Annotated in this window: 18 protein-coding genes; 5 read left to right on the top strand and 13 right to left on the bottom strand. The window is 66.9% G+C overall.

Features of this window, described 5'->3' with window-relative positions; translation table 11 throughout:
• Window positions 1-27 precede the first annotated feature (27 nt).
• Both R1H25_RS14875 and fis read left to right on the top strand, forming a co-directional pair.
• Window positions 28-789, top strand: coding sequence for a DUF3426 domain-containing protein (locus tag R1H25_RS14875; protein WP_317223969.1), 762 nt, complete (start codon window positions 28-30; stop codon window positions 787-789).
• Window positions 790-903: 114 nt separating this feature from the next.
• The gene (gene fis / locus R1H25_RS14870; protein WP_005419706.1) at window positions 904-1,179 is read left to right on the top strand and encodes a DNA-binding transcriptional regulator Fis; all 276 of its coding nucleotides are present in this window, start codon (window positions 904-906) and stop codon (window positions 1,177-1,179) included.
• 136 nt (window positions 1,180-1,315) lie between these two features.
• On the opposite strand, the gene R1H25_RS14865 is transcribed toward fis, so the two are convergent.
• From R1H25_RS14865 to R1H25_RS14835, 7 genes are read right to left on the bottom strand one after another with little or no spacing between them, the layout of a single operon-like run.
• Window positions 1,316-2,311 (bottom strand): phosphatidate cytidylyltransferase, encoded by a 996-nt coding sequence (locus R1H25_RS14865; RefSeq protein WP_317223968.1) that lies wholly within the window; start codon window positions 2,309-2,311, stop codon window positions 1,316-1,318.
• Window positions 2,308-2,937 carry a lysophospholipid acyltransferase family protein gene (locus R1H25_RS14860; RefSeq protein ID WP_317223967.1) on the bottom strand — a complete coding sequence of 210 codons (630 nt, stop codon included), beginning with the start codon at window positions 2,935-2,937 and terminating at the stop codon, window positions 2,308-2,310. Before R1H25_RS14860 ends, R1H25_RS14865 begins: the two co-directional genes overlap by 4 nt.
• A gap of 13 nt (window positions 2,938-2,950) precedes the next feature.
• Window positions 2,951-3,388, bottom strand: a complete 438-nt coding sequence (locus tag R1H25_RS14855) for a hypothetical protein (protein ID WP_317223966.1) — start codon at window positions 3,386-3,388, stop codon at window positions 2,951-2,953.
• Window positions 3,385-4,713, bottom strand: coding sequence for a phosphatase PAP2/dual specificity phosphatase family protein (locus tag R1H25_RS14850; protein WP_317223965.1), 1,329 nt, complete (start codon window positions 4,711-4,713; stop codon window positions 3,385-3,387). Before R1H25_RS14850 ends, R1H25_RS14855 begins: the two co-directional genes overlap by 4 nt.
• Window positions 4,713-6,464, bottom strand: a complete 1,752-nt coding sequence (locus tag R1H25_RS14845; protein ID WP_317223964.1) for a bifunctional alpha/beta hydrolase/class I SAM-dependent methyltransferase — start codon at window positions 6,462-6,464, stop codon at window positions 4,713-4,715. The genes R1H25_RS14850 and R1H25_RS14845 overlap by 1 nt, the downstream gene beginning before the upstream one ends.
• Before the next feature lie 34 nt (window positions 6,465-6,498).
• Window positions 6,499-7,116 carry a CDP-alcohol phosphatidyltransferase family protein gene (locus R1H25_RS14840; RefSeq protein ID WP_317223963.1) on the bottom strand — a complete coding sequence of 206 codons (618 nt, stop codon included), beginning with the start codon at window positions 7,114-7,116 and terminating at the stop codon, window positions 6,499-6,501.
• Window positions 7,117-7,162: 46 nt separating this feature from the next.
• Window positions 7,163-7,786, bottom strand: a complete 624-nt coding sequence (locus R1H25_RS14835) for a hypothetical protein (RefSeq protein WP_317223962.1) — start codon at window positions 7,784-7,786, stop codon at window positions 7,163-7,165.
• A 185-nt stretch (window positions 7,787-7,971) separates the two neighbouring features.
• Between R1H25_RS14835 and purH the strand changes: the two genes are divergently transcribed.
• Genes purH through purD form a run of 3 tightly spaced genes read left to right on the top strand, consistent with a single transcriptional unit; the run spans window position 7,972 to window position 11,792 of the window.
• On the top strand, window positions 7,972-9,555 hold the full coding sequence (gene purH / locus R1H25_RS14830) for a bifunctional phosphoribosylaminoimidazolecarboxamide formyltransferase/IMP cyclohydrolase (protein ID WP_317223961.1): 1,584 nt from the start codon (window positions 7,972-7,974) through the stop codon (window positions 9,553-9,555).
• 16 nt (window positions 9,556-9,571) lie between these two features.
• Window positions 9,572-10,450, top strand: a complete 879-nt coding sequence (locus R1H25_RS14825; protein WP_317223960.1) for a hypothetical protein — start codon at window positions 9,572-9,574, stop codon at window positions 10,448-10,450.
• 58 nt (window positions 10,451-10,508) lie between these two features.
• Window positions 10,509-11,792: a phosphoribosylamine--glycine ligase gene (purD, locus tag R1H25_RS14820; RefSeq protein ID WP_317223959.1), complete on the top strand. Its 1,284-nt coding sequence runs from the start codon at window positions 10,509-10,511 to the stop codon at window positions 11,790-11,792.
• 77 nt (window positions 11,793-11,869) lie between these two features.
• Here purD and R1H25_RS14815 read toward each other — a convergent pair whose 3' ends face one another.
• The 6 genes from R1H25_RS14815 to ftsX all read right to left on the bottom strand — a co-directional run bounded on the left by R1H25_RS14815 (window position 11,870) and on the right by ftsX (window position 16,408).
• A complete protein-coding gene (locus tag R1H25_RS14815; protein WP_317223958.1) occupies window positions 11,870-12,202 on the bottom strand; it encodes a DNA-binding transcriptional regulator in 333 nt (110 codons plus the stop codon).
• A complete protein-coding gene (locus tag R1H25_RS14810; RefSeq protein WP_099588826.1) occupies window positions 12,186-12,575 on the bottom strand; it encodes a type II toxin-antitoxin system RelE/ParE family toxin in 390 nt (129 codons plus the stop codon). Before R1H25_RS14810 ends, R1H25_RS14815 begins: the two co-directional genes overlap by 17 nt.
• Before the next feature lie 171 nt (window positions 12,576-12,746).
• Window positions 12,747-13,622 (bottom strand): RNA polymerase sigma factor RpoH, encoded by an 876-nt coding sequence (gene rpoH / locus R1H25_RS14805; RefSeq protein ID WP_032129545.1) that lies wholly within the window; start codon window positions 13,620-13,622, stop codon window positions 12,747-12,749.
• 254 nt (window positions 13,623-13,876) lie between these two features.
• The gene (gene ung / locus R1H25_RS14800; protein WP_317223957.1) at window positions 13,877-14,614 is read right to left on the bottom strand and encodes a uracil-DNA glycosylase; all 738 of its coding nucleotides are present in this window, start codon (window positions 14,612-14,614) and stop codon (window positions 13,877-13,879) included.
• Window positions 14,611-15,453 carry a response regulator gene (locus tag R1H25_RS14795; RefSeq protein ID WP_317223956.1) on the bottom strand — a complete coding sequence of 281 codons (843 nt, stop codon included), beginning with the start codon at window positions 15,451-15,453 and terminating at the stop codon, window positions 14,611-14,613. The genes ung and R1H25_RS14795 overlap by 4 nt, the downstream gene beginning before the upstream one ends.
• Before the next feature lie 7 nt (window positions 15,454-15,460).
• On the bottom strand, window positions 15,461-16,408 hold the full coding sequence (gene ftsX / locus R1H25_RS14790) for a permease-like cell division protein FtsX (RefSeq protein WP_107380630.1): 948 nt from the start codon (window positions 16,406-16,408) through the stop codon (window positions 15,461-15,463).

Genomic DNA, 16,408 nt, shown 5'->3' with positions numbered 1-16,408 from the left:
CGCTGGATCCGAGCCCGCGCCCTGAGCATGTCCGAGCCGAACCCACCGCGCCGTCCCCTGGCGACCTTCCTGCGCACGACGCCGGAAGGTGAGGCCGCGCCTGCGACCGATACGCGCACGCAGGACGAAGCTGGGCCTGCAACGCAGGTGCCGGTCGCACCCGTCGAGCTGGCCCCTGCGCCGGCGGCGGAGATGCAACGCGACGATGACACGGTCATCGTTGATGACACCGCGGCCCTTGAACCGGCGCGGGTCGCCCCCCCGGCAACGACGGTTACTGCCGATGCACCCAGTTTCCTCGGCAATGTGCGCCCGCGCGCCCTGCCGACGCCCCGCTGGCACTGGGCGCTGGTCGCCGCGCTGGCGCTGCTGCTGGTACTGCAGAGCGTGCTTGCCGACCGAGCGCGGCTGGCCGCCGACGCCGGCAACCGCGCATGGCTGGACACACTCTGTGGCGTGCTGCGCTGCAGCCTGCCCGCCTGGCATGAACCCACCGCCTTCACCATGACCAGTCGCGAGATCCGGCCACTGCCCGGGCAGGCCGGCGTGCTGCAGGTACAGGCCAGCATCCGCAACGACGCGCGCTGGGCACAGGCATGGCCGGACCTGCGCCTGTCGCTGTCCGATGCCGATGGCCGGGTGATCGGCAGCAGCGTGTTCACGCCTGCGCAGTACCTGGGCGAGAACCCCGGTGCGGCCTTGCTGGAACCGGGCCAGAGCGCACGCATCGCCTTCCGCGTACAGGAGCCTGCGGCGTCCACCGTCGCATTCACCTTCGACTTCCTTTGATCGCAAGTGGCCGCCCGGTCATGGCAGGCCGGGCACGCTCGCGCTAGACTGACCGCCACCACCTCGTCCGGCCGCGCGCTTCGCGCGCACGGGCCAACCGAATCGGGAACCCCCTTGAACGCTGTCCTTTCTCGTCCTGACAACAGTCGTGGCGCTCCCCGGCCACCGCTGCGTGAACACGTCGCCCAGTCCGTGCGCCGCTACCTGCGTGACCTTGATGGCTGCGACGCGGACGATGTCTACGAGATCGTGCTGCGCGAGATGGAGATCCCGTTGTTCGTGGAAGTGCTCAACCACTGCGAAGGCAACCAGAGCCGGGCCGCTGCGATGCTGGGCATCCACCGCGCCACCCTGCGAAAGAAGCTGAAGGAGTACGGCATCAGCGCCTGAGCGCCGATGCCGCCTTTGTAGAGTCGAGCCATGCTCGACTGTCGTTTACGGATTGCCTGACGCAGAAGCAGTCGAGCATGGCTCGACTCGACAGAAGCGGGTCACCACGCCATGTGTGGATGAAAGCCCGGCAGAATCAACCGCCCCCGCCCGCCTTCCAGTAATACCGCACCACGTGGAAGAACACCGGCGCGGCGAAGCACACCGAATCCAGCCGGTCGAGCATGCCGCCATGGCCCTCGATCATGTGGCCCCAGTCCTTGATGCCACGATCGCGCTTGATCGCCGACATCACCAGGCCACCCCAGAACCCCATCAGATTGATCAGCAGCGACAGGCCGAACGCCTGCAGCGGCGTGAACGGGGTGATCCACCACAGCGCCGCGCCCAGCGCGCTGGCACTCAGCACGCCGCCGACGAAGCCCTCCACCGTCTTCGACGGCGACAGCTTCGGCGCGATCAGGTGCTGGCCCAGCAGCTTGCCCCAGATGTACTGCAGCACGTCCGAGGACTGCACCACGATCACCAGGAAGGCGAACAGCAACACGTTGCGCGACGGGTCATGGCCCGGCACGTGAAGGTTCAGCAGCAGCGGTACATGCGAAATGCAGAACACGCAGATCATCAACCCCCACTGCACCTTCGCCGTGCGCTCCAGGTAGTGCGTGGTGTCGCCGCCGATGGTCGACAGGATCGGCAGGAACAGGAACGCATAGACCGGAATCAGCAGTGTGTACATGCCGTACCAGTCGATCCACACCAGGTAGTACTGCCAAGGCAGCACGATGTAGAACGCGGCCAGCAGCGCGTAGTAGTCACCTGAACGGGTCGGCGCCAGGGTGATGAACTCGCGCAGCGCGAACAGCGAGATGATCGCGAACAGCACGATCACCCCGGCACGGCCGAAAAACAGCGCCAGCCCGACCACGATCGCCATCACCCACCACGCGCGGATGCGCGAGACGAGGTTGGCGATCACCGCGCTGGGCCGCCCACGCTGGCGCCAGCGCAGGGTCTCAGCCACCAGTGTCGCCAGCACCAGCACCGCACCCACGCCAGCGAACAGCAGGCCGGTCTGCTGGCCGACGCTCTGCGTTGCCAGATCGCCAGATACATCCAACACGAAACTCATGCACGACCTCCATTCGGCGCCAGGTCCAGCAGCGCCTGCCGGCTGCGCGCCAGGAACGCGGCCTTGTCCTCGTCGGCCTGCAGCCGCAACGGCGTGCCGAAGGTGGCCGTGCACAGCAGGGGCAACGGCAGGAACCGGCCCTTGGGCATGACCCGCTTCAGGTTGTCGATCCACACCGGCACGAACTCCAGTTCCGGCCGTTGCCGTGCCAGGTGGTAGATGCCGCTCTTGAACGGCAGCAGCGGCTCATCGCCCACATTGCGCGTGCCTTCCGGAAACAGGATCAGCGAGCAGTCTTCGTCCACGGCATCGCGCAGTACCTGCAGCGGATCCTGCTGGCGATGCCCGGCCTCGCGCTCGACCAGCACACCGTTGAACACCGCATCGATCAGGTAGCGGCGCAGGCCATCGCGCTGCCAGTATTCGGCCGCGGCCACCGGGCGCACCTGCCGCCGCAGTGCCTGTGGCATCGACGACCAGATCAGCACGAAGTCGCCATGGCTGGCGTGGTTGCCGTAATACACGCGTCGCTCGCTGGACGGCGCACAGCCGATCCACAGCGCACGGGCGCCGGTCACCACATGGATCGCGCCACTGCAGGCGCGGGCAATCAGTTCGGCGAACATCGATCCCTCCGGTTCACGTCTGCGGCCACAACACGGCCAGCACCAGCAGTACCACCTGCACTGCGGTCAACAGGTACTGGCGCAGCAACAGGCGGCGCATGCCGGCCCAGCGCGCGTCCCAGCCCCGCAGTTGCGCATCGGACGACGCGCGGCGCAGGCCACTGTCGTGCAGCAGCTGGTCGGTGCGGCGCGCGGCAGCATCGCCGTCCAGGCCCTCATCGCGCAGCAGCTGCAGCAGGCTGGCGTCCAGCGCCACCCTCCACGCGTGATAGGCCTGTGCGATGCCCGCGGCAACACTGAGCAGCAACAGGCCGGCAGCGATCATCGCCAGCCCCGGCTCGATGCCGAGCAGCAGCAACGCCACCAGCAACAGGCCCAGCGACAGCAGCGCCGGCCAACGCCCCTGCCGCAGCAGCAGCTGCATGGTTGCCAGATCGGGAACCGTCCTCATGCGCGCGCTCCTGCCGCAGCAGTGATGGCATGCAGATGCGCTGCGCCCAGCACGATGCCAGGTCGCGCAGCACGCACGATCGCCACCGCCGCATCGGCATCAGCCGCGCGACCACTGCGCAGCAGCCAGGTCACCACGCTGGCAGCACTGCGCGAGTAGCCCAGCGCACAGCACACCAGCAACGGCCCCCGCGCACGCAGGCACTCGATGCGCTCAGCCGCCTCGCGCAGCTGTTCCGGAGCGGGCACCACCAGGTCCAGCATCGGTACACTGGCATACGCTGCGCCCTGCGCGCGACAGGACAGCTCGGCGCAGGCATCGACCACCCCCACCAGGGGTGCCGCCAATGCCTCGGAGGGAATGCGCCCCAGCCACACGCCATCCATCACCGGCACCGGCTGCGGCGCACGCCGCGTCCACAGCCGCGAATTGATCCAGGCTGCACCCAGGTACGGCGCCAGCAGCCAGCGTGCCGCCATGGTCAGGCGACCATCGGCGCGCTTCTGGAACACCGCCGTACCCAGCCCGGCATAGGCCAGCGCCACCAGCAGCAGCGATACCACCGGCCACAGCAGCCACAACGCCACACCCCGCAGCAGGATCACTGGCACCAGCAGCAGCGCCGCCCCGAGCAGGTACAGCCCCGCCAGGCGCCAGCGCTTGGCATCCTGCGTCGTGCGCCACGCACGCAACGGTGGTGTGCCCTGCTCGGGCCACAGCCAGACGCACAGCCAGCCGGCCAGCAGGCCGGTCGGGATGTCGATGAAGTGATGCTGGAACGTGGTCAGTACCGAAACGCCGATCAGCAGCGCCCACACATGCAGCACCCAGCGCCACACCCCGTGCAGGTACTGCGCGAACTTCACCCACAGCACGATCAGCAGCACGATGTGCAGCGACGGCGCCTGGTTGAACGGCTTGTCGAAGCCCAGCAGCACATCGAACAACCAGCCGAACACACCGCCGATTTCTGGCCGCTCGAAGCTGAAGCGCAGCGGCCACAACAGGAAGCAGATCACCGCGATCAGCTGTGCACTGAACAGCCGCAGCGCGTGCCGGTCCAGTTCGAGGCGCCGACGGCACAGGAAGAACGAGATCGCGTAGAACAGGTCGATTGACCAGTACGGCACGATCGTCCACGGCACGAACGGGATGCGTGTCTCCCACGCGAACGCCATCACCGGCAACGCAGCGTGGCGACCGGCCATCCAGTTGGCGAAGCCATAGCTGGCGAAGAAGAACGGGCCCAGCAGGGCCAGCCACAGAAGGGCGCGCCGCCAGGGGCGCCCTTCCGCGGCCAGCGGGGTTGCAGCGAGTGTCGCCATCACGCGGTCCGGCGTGCCAGCGACACGGTGAAGATGCCGAAATCGTCGATACGCTGCGCCACCTTCTCGAACCCGGCCAGGCGTACCAGCTCATCCATCTCCTGCTGGGTACGGCGACGCATCACCCACGCCGCGCCGCCACGGTGGCTGGTCAAGGCCCGCGCGATGAATTCCAGCTGCGGGTGCCAGGGCTGGCCGGTATAGGCCAGGTAGCCGCCCACCGGCACGGTCGCGGCGATGCCCTGCAGCGAACGCAGCACCGCATCGTTGTCGGGGAACAGTTCGTACAGGCCCGAAACCACCGCCAGCGTCGGCGCCGGGTCGACCTGCGCCAGCTGCACCGGGTCGAACGCATCGCCCTGCTCGAAGCGGGCGATGTCGGCCGCGCCCAGGCGCTCGATCAAGGCCTGCCCCTGGGTCACGTTCAGATCGCTGAAATCACGGAGGACGATGCGCTCGGCACGCTGTTCGCCCTGGCCCAGCGCTTCCAGCACATAGCGGCCATGGCCAGCGGCCACGTCCAGCACGCGCACTGGCGTGCCCTCCCCGCGCAGTCGCTGGGCGGCATCGCGCAGCAGTTCCTGCAGGTGCTTGCCGCGCACGCGGATGCCGCGCCAGCCGATCGCGTCCAGATAATTGCGGTCGACCATGCGGCCCAGCGGGCCCTTGCCACGTGCTTCGTCGCGATAGATGTAGTCGAGCGTGCTGCCGGAATCGAAACCGGTCTGCAAGCCCAGCGCGATGCCTTCGGACAGCGTGCCGCCGAAGCGCAGGCCGCCACGCACCACGCGCCAGCGCAGATCAGCCAGGCTGTTGCGTTCCGGCGGCCAGGCCAGGATCTCCGATTCCTCGAAGGTCGGCCCGTGGCGGTGTGCATCACGCCGTGACAGCTCGCGCAGCGGTTCGGCGAAGCGCGCCTGGATGAAGCTGCGGATACGCGCCAGTGCCGACGCGCGATCACGTTCGCCCAGCGTGTCGTGGAAGAAGCCCGGCAGATGCACGCGCTCCTTGATCGGGCTGGACAGGCGCTCGTAGAAGCGGTCCTGCGGGCCACGATGCACGACGAAATCCGCACCGGACACCAGCAGCTGCACCGGCACGCTGATCGCCTGCGCATCGGCGACGATGCGGTCCGCGGCCTCATACAGGCCCAGCAGCACGCGCACCGAGATCGGCCGGGTGATCAGCGGATCGGTGCGGTAGCTTTCCACCCGTGCCGGATCGTGGGTCAGCCACTGCGGCTTGACGTAACTGTTGACGAAGAAGTTGCCGCGCAGCTTCTGCATCAATGCCAGGCCCGGGCGTGCGAACGGCACATAGAGCTTCACCTTGAACGCCGGCGAAGCCATCACCAGCGCGCGCAGGCGCGGCGCGTAATCGTGCACCCAGGTCGCGGCGACCACCGCGCCCACGCTCTGCGCGATCACCACGATGTCTTCCACCGCGATACCGTGTTCGGCGCCGATGTGGGCAATGAAGCTATCGAGGTCGCGCACCAGCGCCGGGAAGCCCGGTGCATCGCCACGTGCGCCCGGCGAACGGCCATTCCCGCGCGCGTCCCAGGCGAAGAAGGCAGTGTCGGGCAGGTCCAGCTCGTCAACCAGGTGGGTGACCCGGCCGGAATGTTCATGGCCGCGGTGCAGCAGCACGATGGCCTTGGTGGCCGGGGTTACGGTGGTGCCCGCCCAGTACCGGTAGAACAGCGGTACCTGGTCGAAGCTGTGGAATTCCCGTTCCTGCGCCTGACGCATGCAATCTCCTGATTGTCTTTTTGTATCTGCTTGATTAATTCGGCGAAACCGCCGCTTCCCGCAGCCCGCGACGGACGCGATTGACCATCGTCAGCACGCACAGCACCGCCATGACCGCAGCCACGCCAGTGACCGTCATCGCGCCACCCCACTCAAACGCCAGCAGCAGGCCCAGCGCTCCGACCACGAAGGCGCGGTCGCTCTTGCCCATCGGGCCGTCATAGCGACGGCTGGCCCCGACCATCAGCCCCAGCACCCCGGCGTACTCGCTCAGCGCCGCGGTCCAGGCCAGCAGCCACAGCGCTTCCGGGCGCACGCCCGGCACGCTGAGCAGGCTCAGGTACAGCGCCGCGTCGGCGATCACATCGCACAGCTCGTTCAGATAGGCGCCCAGCCGCGACTGCTGGCCGAACTCGCGGGCCAGCATGCCGTCCACGGCGTTGAGCGCCATGCGCAGCAGCATCCACAGTGGCAGCAGCAGGTACAGCAGGGACTGCGCCGGCGCGCAGCACCACACGGCCGCAGCTACCAGCAGCGAGACCACGGCGGCGGCCATGGTCACCGTATTGGCGGTGATCCCCATGCGGTACAGGCCGCGTACGGCCGGACGCAACAGGTCCTGGAAACGTCCTTTCAATGCATAGATCGACACGATCTGAACCCGCTGATCCCTGGCAGTTCCGGCATAGCCTACCCCATCAAATGCGGATACCGGCCAGTTCCGGCTGGGCCAGCCAGTCCTGCCATGGCAGCCCAGGATCGATATGCCGGCGCAGCCAGATCACGTCATGGCTGCGCTGCAGGGCATTGCGCACCGCCTGCACGGCGCGCTCGCGTCCCCCTGCATCCGCAAACCCCGCCTGCAACGACAGCAGCCGGTAGACACCCCCGCGCGAACGCTGGAAGTGGATGATGCCGCCGGCGGGGAGCACGATCGCCCCCTCATCCAGGCCATCGGCGTACAGATACAGCTCGAAAGGCTCCAACCACTGCTGTGTGTGCATCACCCGCAGCAGCTCGGCCAACCCAGGCGAGCGCCGATGCAGCGCGATGGCATCGCCATACCAGCGCTTGTCGTCGTCCAGGTAGACCTTGAACTCCAGCCGCCGCCAGCGCCGACGTTCGCGGCGCTGCACGTCCCAGGACAGGATCTCGGCCTGCTCACCCCAACGCTCCTCGGCTTCGGCCTGCAGCGTCGGCACATCGGCCTGGGCGCACCAGGCCGCGCCTTGGCCAGAACGCGCATGGCGCACATAGCGGGCCAGGAACAGCAGCGCCCCTTCGGCATCGACGGCGGCCTGCAGGCGGTTGGCAACGGTCATGGGACGGCATCCTGCACACGGGGAACAGGCGGCACCGTGCCGTGCCCAGCGGTGGCTGGCAAGCCCGCGAGCCGTGCCCATTACGGTCAAACCGGCTTTGGACGCAGCGAATCTGCCCCTCCGGCGCCCGCCACCGGCCCCCACCGCCTACAATATCGGCCCCGCTCCGCTGCCGATTCTGTCCCATGACTGCTGATCTGTTGCCCGTCCGCCGGGCCCTCCTCTCCGTTTCCGACAAGACCGGTCTGGTCGAGCTGGCCACTGCGCTGGCGGCACGCGGCGTGGAGCTGCTGTCCACCGGCGGCACCGCCAAGGCGATCCGCGATGCGGGCCTGGCCGTGAAGGACGTGGCCGACGTCACCGGCTTCCCCGAAATGATGGACGGCCGGGTCAAGACCCTGCACCCGATGGTGCACGGCGGCCTGCTGGGCCGTTCCGGCCTGGATGATGCGGTCATGGCCGAGCACGGCATCGGTGCCATCGACCTGCTGGTGCTGAACCTGTACCCGTTCGAGTCGGTCACTGCCAAGGCCGACTGCACCCTGGCTGATGCGGTGGAGAACATCGATATCGGCGGCCCGGCCATGCTGCGCTCGGCGGCCAAGAACTTCGCCCGCGTGGCAGTAGCCACCGACCCGTCGCAGTACGCCGAGCTGCTGGCCTCGCTGGACGCCAACGACGGCCAGCTGTCGGCCGCCACCCGTTTCGCCTTCTCGGTGGCCGCCTTCAACCGTGTCGCCCAGTACGACGCCGCGATCAGCAACTACCTGTCGTCGGTCACCGCCACCGACGCCGCCGTGCCGGCGCGTGCCGAGTACCCGGCGCAGATGAATTCCACCTTCGTGAAGGTGATGGACCTGCGCTACGGCGAGAACCCGCACCAGAGCGGCGCGTTCTACCGCGACCTGTACCCGGTGCCGGGCACGCTGGCCACGTTCCAGCAGCTGCAGGGCAAGGAACTGAGCTACAACAATCTGGCCGACGCCGATGCGGCGTGGGAATGCGTGCGCCAGTTCGATGCGCCGGCCTGCGTCATCGTCAAGCACGCCAACCCGTGCGGCGTGGCCGTCGGTGCCGGCAACGGCGATGCCTACGAGCTGGCCTACGCCACCGACCCGACCAGCGCCTTCGGCGGCATCATCGCCTTCAACAAGCCGCTTGACGCCGCCACTGCCAAGGTGATCCTCGACCGCCAGTTCGTCGAAGTGCTGATCGCCCCGGACTACGAGCCGGCCGCGCTGGAATACGCGCAGAAGAAGGCCAACGTGCGCGTGCTGCGCATCCCGCATGGCGGCGGCCTGAACAACTTCGACAGCAAGCGCGTCGGCTCGGGCCTGCTGCTGCAGTCCTCGGACAACCGCGGCATGACGCGCGACGAACTGAAGGTGGTCAGCAAGCTGGCACCGACCGACAAGCAGTTCACCGACCTGCTGTTCGCCTGGAAGGTGGCCAAGTTCGTGAAGTCCAACGCGATCGTCTATGCCAAGGACAATCGCACCATCGGTGTCGGTGCCGGGCAGATGAGCCGCGTCTATTCCGCGCGCATCGCTGGCATCAAGGCCGCCGATGCGAACCTGGTGGTCGAGGGTTCGGTGATGGCCTCCGATGCGTTCTTCCCGTTCCGCGATGGCATCGATGCCGCCGCTGCCGCCGGCATCAAGGCGGTGATCCAGCCGGGTGGTTCGATGCGCGATGCCGAAGTGATCGCCGCCGCTGACGAACATGGCCTGGCCATGGTGTTCACCGGCGTGCGCCACTTCCGCCACTGATCCTGGAGCGACACGGATGTCCACAGTTTCGATGAAATCGCTGGCCGCCCTCGCCCTCGCGGGTGCGGCCGTACTGGTGGGCTGCAAGCCTGCTGCCGAGCCCGGCGTGGTGCCGAAGGTGGATGCGCCTGCGGTGGCCCCCGCCGCACCAGAACAGCATGTCAGCCGCACCGCGCGGCTGCAGGCCTTCCTGGTCCAGCGTTACGGCAGCAACGCCAAGCTTTCCGGTGAATGGCGCGGCAGCTGGACCCAGGACGGCGACACTCATTCGATGGACTGGCAGGTCTGCGCGGAACAACCGGTGGTGAGCGGTGACAGCTGGCAACAGCTGCTGGCCGTGTGCGGTGCGCTGGTCGATGGCGCGCACATCGACCCGGGTACCATCGAGTTCTTCGTGCTGCGCCCCAAAGGCGAAGGCTTCGAAGTGGCCAGCGAACTGACCGGGGAACGCTTCGGCAGCGGTGGCCAGCCCGGTACCGCCAGCATCATCCGCGCCGGTAGCGACTTCTATGGTTTCCGCGTCGAGGACGGCTGGTTCGGGCAGGGCTTCTCGCTGCTTTCGCAGACTCTGGTCCTGCCGGGCCCGAACGGCCTGGTCGCCACCGGCAACGTGCGCAGCCACATCGACAATGACGCACTGTACGAGTGCGACAACATCGACGAGGCCGCTGACCCGGACAACGCAGAAAGCTGCCGCATCCGCCGCTTCAGCATCGACTTCACGCTGCGCTTCGACGACAGCGACCGCAGCGCGCGCATCTGGCCGCTGCTGATCGAGGAAAGCGGCGGCACCTGCGGCGGCAAGCGCATCCAGCAACAACACCGCTTTACCCTGGACCCGAAGACCTGGGCCTATTCCTTCCCCGAATCGCTGCGACGCGAAGGCTGCGAGTGAGGCACACGCGCCGCCGGGGATATCGACCTTCCCTTCCCACGCAATCTGGAATCTCGTGATGAACGTACTTGTCATCGGCTCTGGCGGCCGCGAACACGCCCTGGCATGGAAGCTGGCCCAGTCCTCCCGTGTCACCGAAGTGATCGTGGCGCCCGGCAACGCCGGCACCGCCAGCGAAGACAAGTGCCGCAACGTAGCGATGAAGGTCACCGACATCGACGGCCTGCTCGCCCTGGCCCAGGCCGAAGGCGTAGCGCTGACCGTGGTCGGCCCGGAAGTACCGCTGGTGGCCGGCGTGGTCGACCGCTTCCGCGCCGCCGGCCTGCGCATCTTCGGGCCGACCGCCGCCGCCGCGCAGCTGGAAGGCAGCAAGGCTTACGCCAAGGACTTCCTGGCCCGCCACAACATCCCTACCGCGTTCTACGCCGTGCACACCGACGTGGACGCCGCCCTGGCCTACATCCGCGAGAAGGGTGCACCGATCGTGGTCAAGGCCGATGGCCTGGCCGCCGGCAAGGGCGTGATCGTGGCGATGACCCAGGCCGAAGCCGAAGACGCCGTGCGTGACATGCTCTCGGGCAACTCCTTCGGCGATGCCGGTGCGCGCGTGGTGATCGAAGAGTTCCTCGATGGCGAGGAAGCCAGCTTCATTTCCATGGTGGACGGCGTACACGCGCTGCCGATGGCCACCTCGCAGGACCACAAGCGCGTCGGTGACGGCGACACCGGCCCGAACACCGGTGGCATGGGCGCCTATTCGCCGGCGCCGGTGGTCACGCCCGAGGTGCACGCACGCGTGATGCGCGAGGTGGTGAATCCCACCGTGCAGGGCATGATCGCGGACGGCATCCCGTTTACCGGTTTCCTCTATGCCGGCCTGATGATCGACGCCAGCGGCGCGCCGAAGGTGATCGAATTCAACGTGCGCTTCGGTGATCCGGAAACCCAGCCGGTGATGCTGCGCCTGCAGTCGGACCTGGTCGAGCTGGTGGAAGCCGCCATCGATGGCCGCCTGGACCAGGTGCAGGCACAGTGGGACGCGCGCCCGTCGCTGGGCGTGGTGCTGGCCGCGAAGCCCTACCCGGAAGCGCCGATCACCGGCGAGGTGATTTCCGGCCTGGACGACGTGCCTGCCAATGCCAAGGTGTTCCATGCCGGTACGGCACTGGATGCACAGGGCCAGGTGGTCAGCGCCGGCGGCCGCGTGCTGTGCGTGGCTGCGCTGGGTGACAGCGTGCGCGACGCGCAGGCCAATGCCTATGCCGGCGTGGCCAAGGTGACCTGGGCCAACGAGTTCCACCGCAACGACATTGGCTGGCGCGCGATCGCACGCGAAGAGTGAGGCACACCGCGCTTCCATGCATGGCGCGGATTGAATACCACGGTAAAGCAGAGGCCCGGCATTGCCGGGCCTTTGCTTTACAGGACTGCTTCGAGACCCTTCCGATCAATGAGGTTAAGCAACTTCAGTGAAGGTCCGCTGGGTTTCTTTTCGCCCTGCTCCCAGCTGCGTACGGTGGAAACGCTGGTATTGAGAACCCCCGCAAAGACCGGCTGACTGAGCTGCAATGACGTACGCAGGGCACGGATCTGGGCACTGCTGTACTCAGGGATCGGCTCAAGGCAAAGCGCTTCGTAGCTGCTCAACCGACGTTTGTCGATGAAGCCATGCGCGTGCAGACTCACAGCAGCATCATGCACCGCTTCAAGAAGCGCACTTCTCGCGCGCCGTCGCTCAGGGGTCTTCGTCATGGCCGATCTCCTGTAGATCCCCGTACTGCACGGCGCGATTCAGCTGCGCCGTACTCATTCTCAGGAACTCCGATGCGTACAACTGCAGCGCATCCCGTTCCGCATTGGTGATCGCAGCACGTTCATTCTTCTCGTAGCCGAAAAGGAAGAACCAATGCCCGCCTCGCTGTGTGGCGACGATGATTCGAACGCTCCCACGCTTTCCTCGCCCCGGCAACGCAACGCGCTTCTTGAAGATTCCGCCGCCAAGATCAGCATCCACCAGACCCGCTTCCATTTCACGTACCGACCGGTACAGCGCAGCGTCGGACAGGCTGGTCCTACGCATACTGCGATTGAAACTTCGTGTGCGGAAGACGCGTGGCATGATCATACCGTGCCACTGCGTGGTACGGGGTGAACATCAGCATCCAGCACATGACCCGGTCGGCACAATCACCGCTCTGGCGTCAGAGTAGAGCCACGCCATGCGTGGCTAAGCCCCACAAACGAAAAAGGCCCGGCACTGCTGCCGGGCCTTTCACAATTGCGACGCCATCCCGCCTTACGCGGTGAACAGCGCCTTCATCTTCTTCAGCGCGTTCGCTTCAACCTGACGGATGCGCTCGGCCGACACGCCGTACTCGTCAGCCAGCTCCTGCAGCGTCACCTTGCTGTCGGCATCCAGCCAGCGACGGCGGATGATGTCGCGCGAGCGGGCATCCAGCTCAGCCAAGCCTTCGCGCAGCAGCTGCATCTGGTTGTCTTCGCTGTCGGCACGTTCGTAGGCCATCGACGGATCTTCGTCGTTGGCGACCAGGTACGCAGCCGGCGACGGCGGCGCATGCTCGTTGTCCTCGTCGGTCGGCGCATCGAAACCGATATCGCGACCGGACAAGCGCGACTCCATTTCCATGACCTCGCGCTCGGACACGTTCAGGTCCTTGGCCACCGCGCTGACTTCCGCCGCGTTCATCCAGCCCAGGCGCGTCTTCGATTTGCGCAGGTTGAAGAACAGCTTGCGCTGCGCCTTGGTGGTGGCGACCTTCACGATGCGCCAGTTCTTCAGGATGAACTCGTGCATCTCGGCGCGGATCCAGTGCACGGCGAAGGAGACCAGGCGCACGCCCATATCCGGGTCGAAGCGCTTGACCGCCTTCATCAGGCCGATGTTGCCTTCCTGGATCAGGTCACCCAGGGCAAGGCCGTAGCCGTTGTAGCCGCGGGCCACGTGCACCACGAAGCGCAGGTGCGAATGCACCAGCTCGCGCGCAGCGTCCAGATCGTTGCCGTCGCGGAAGCGACGGGCCAGGTCCTGTTCGTCATCGACCGACAGCACCGGGATCTGGTGCACGGCACCAATGTAGGCGTCCAGCGAACCGAGCGCACTGGGAATCGGGAGATTGTTTGCCACAAGGGCAGTAGAGGTGTTCTGGCTCATAGGCACCCATCTTAGCAGTCCGGGATTTGGACTGCTAAAGGAGGAAAAAGTTCCAGCATCCTATTGATGCAACACTGGTCCCAAACAGAGCCCTACCGTAGCGCGATTTGATGACAGTGGCGAGCACGCTTTTCGGGATTCACAATCCCTTGGAATTCAAGCAATTACCTGCCGAAAAGCGGCCGATTCCGGTCAAGCGGAGCTGAACGGGCCGTTCTGGGGACCCATTCAGGGTCAGCAACGTTGCCAGGTGTTCAGCCTGGGCCGGGCGCCCGTGCCCATAGCGCCGAACGCGGCGGCAGCGACCAGTCGATCGGGGCCTGGCCGCGACGCTGCAGGTACTCGTTGGCCATCGAGAAATGACGGCAGCCGAGGAAGCCACGATGGGCCGACAGCGGCGACGGGTGCGGCGACTTCAGCACGCGATGGCGACCGGTGTCGATGACCTTGCCCTTCTGCTGCGCATAGGCGCCCCAGAGCATGAAAACCAGTCCTTCGCGTTCGCGGTTGAGCACATCCACCACGTGGTCGGTGAAGCCTTCCCAGCCACGCCCCTGGTGCGCACCCGCCTTGCCCTCTTCCACCGTCAGCACGGCATTGAGCAGCAGCACGCCACGCTGAGCCCACGGGATCAGGCAGCCATGGTCCGGGCGCGGGATACCGAGATCGCTCTCGATCTCCTTGTAGATGTTCAGCAGCGACGGCGGCACCGGCACGCCCGGCGGCACCGAGAAACTCAGGCCGTGCGCCTGGCCACGACCGTGGTACGGGTCCTGGCCGAGAATCACCACCTTCACCTGTTCGAACGGGGTAGCGTCGAACGCGGCGAAGATCTGCGGGCCAGGCGGGAACACCGCCGCACCGCTGGCCTTGCGCTGGCGCAGGAAGCTGGACAGCTCGCGCATCTGCGGCTGCAACAGGTAATCGCCTACATGTTGCTTCCAGCTCGGTTCCAGCTGGATCGTCGGGGTGTCGGCTGCTTCATCCATCATCGAATCAGGGGTCCATCGTTCAAGCGGGCCAGGCGCAGCTGGAACAGCACCTTGGTGACCAGCAGCCGTTCTTCGATCGGCTTGAGCACCAGGTCGTTGGCACCGGACTGCAGCAGCCCGGTCTGGTTGTGCGGGTTGCCATCGCCGGTCATCACCAGCACCGGCAGGCGGCGCTTGCCGTAACCGAAGTCCACGCGCACGCGCTGCACCACGTCGCGGCCGCTCAGTTCACCCTTCAGGGTGACGTCGGTCAGCACCAGGTCGATGCGGTGGCGGCTGCGGCCCAGCGACTCGGCCGTGAGCAGGGTGAATGCTTCTTCGGCGCTGACCACGTGCAGCACGTTCAACTGCTGGCGCTCGAGCATGCGCTTGGTGGCCTCGGCGACCACGCGGCTGTCCTCGATATAGAGGATGGTCGCGCCGGGCATGGTCTGCGGCTGCACGTAGCCACGGATGAAGGTTGCCAGTGCCTCATGGCCCAGCGATTTGTCGAAATAATCGGTGACGTACTCGGTGAAGCGGCGCTGCTCCAGATGCTGCTGGGCATCGCCGGAAACCACGATCACCGGCACGTAGGCCTGGCCGGCCGCTTCGCGGACCATCCGCGCCAGAGCCAGGCCGTCACCATCGCGCAGGGTCAACGAGGTGGTCACCAGGTCCACCGGGCCCTGCGCCAGCGCCTGCTGCGCGTCCTCGATGCTGTCGCAGCCGATCACTTCCACGCCCGGCAGGTCACGCTGCAGGACGTCGGCGATCAGCTTGCGCACCAGCTTCGAGCCATCGACCACCATCACCCGCGTCGCGGGCCCTTCAAGGTGCTTCAACGCTTGCGGTTGCATGCCGGTCTCAGGTGTCGGTCGGGCGGGTCTGGCGGAGGAAGTGGCCGGTCACCAGCCATGCGCCCAGCCAGCCCAGCAACAGCGTGCCGAGCAGAACCAGACCGCCATGCAGCAGGTCCAGGCCATGCAGCACGAACGGGCTGCCGTAGCTGCGCGAGAGTTCGGCCAGCGGCACGCGCAGCGCGGCACCGGCGGCGGCGATCAGGGCCAGCGCGACCGCACCGGCCCCCAGGCCGTACCAGGCGCCCAGGTACAGGAACGGGCGGCGGATGAAGCCATCGCTGGCGCCCAGCAGCTGCAGCACGCCGATTTCCTCGCGACGGGCCTGGATGTCCAGGCGCACCGTGTTGCCGACCACCAGCGCGGCGCCGACGCCGAGCAGTACCGACAGCACCTGCACCAGCCGCGCGCCGAACGCCAGCCAGGCATCCAGGCGCTGGCGCCACAGTGCGTCGTGCTGCACCAGGTCGGCCTCGGGCAGGCTTTCCAGCGCGCGCGCCAGCCGCGCGTCGTCCTTGCCCTGGCCAGGGGTGATCACCAGCAGCGACGGCAGCGGGTTGTCGTTGAGTGCATCAATCGCCTCGCCGAGCCCGGCATCGCGCAGTTCCTGCAGGCCCTGCTCCGGCGTGCGCACGTTCACCTCGGCCACGTCATCACGGTCGCGCAGCTGGCCGGCCAGGCGCAGCGCGCCGGGACCATCGACGTCGCCCTTCAGGAACACGTTGATGTCGCGCGACTGCTGCACGCTGCCGGCGAACTGCTTGAGGTTGTCCAGCGCGATCGACAGTCCCAGCGGCAGGGCCAGCGCCAGCGCCATGACCATCACCGTCAGCAGGGTCGCCCACGGCTTGCGGCAGGCGCGGCCCAGGCTGAACACCACGCTGTGCACGTGATGCTGGAACCAGACGCCCACGCGGGACGGGGCGGCGGCTTCGCTGTTTTCGTTCTTCGCCAT

It is taken from the genome of Stenotrophomonas veracruzanensis, assembly GCF_032911525.1.
Classification (GTDB): Bacteria; Pseudomonadota; Gammaproteobacteria; order Xanthomonadales; family Xanthomonadaceae; genus Stenotrophomonas; species Stenotrophomonas africana.
This window is presented reverse-complemented; position numbering and strand designations above follow the sequence as displayed.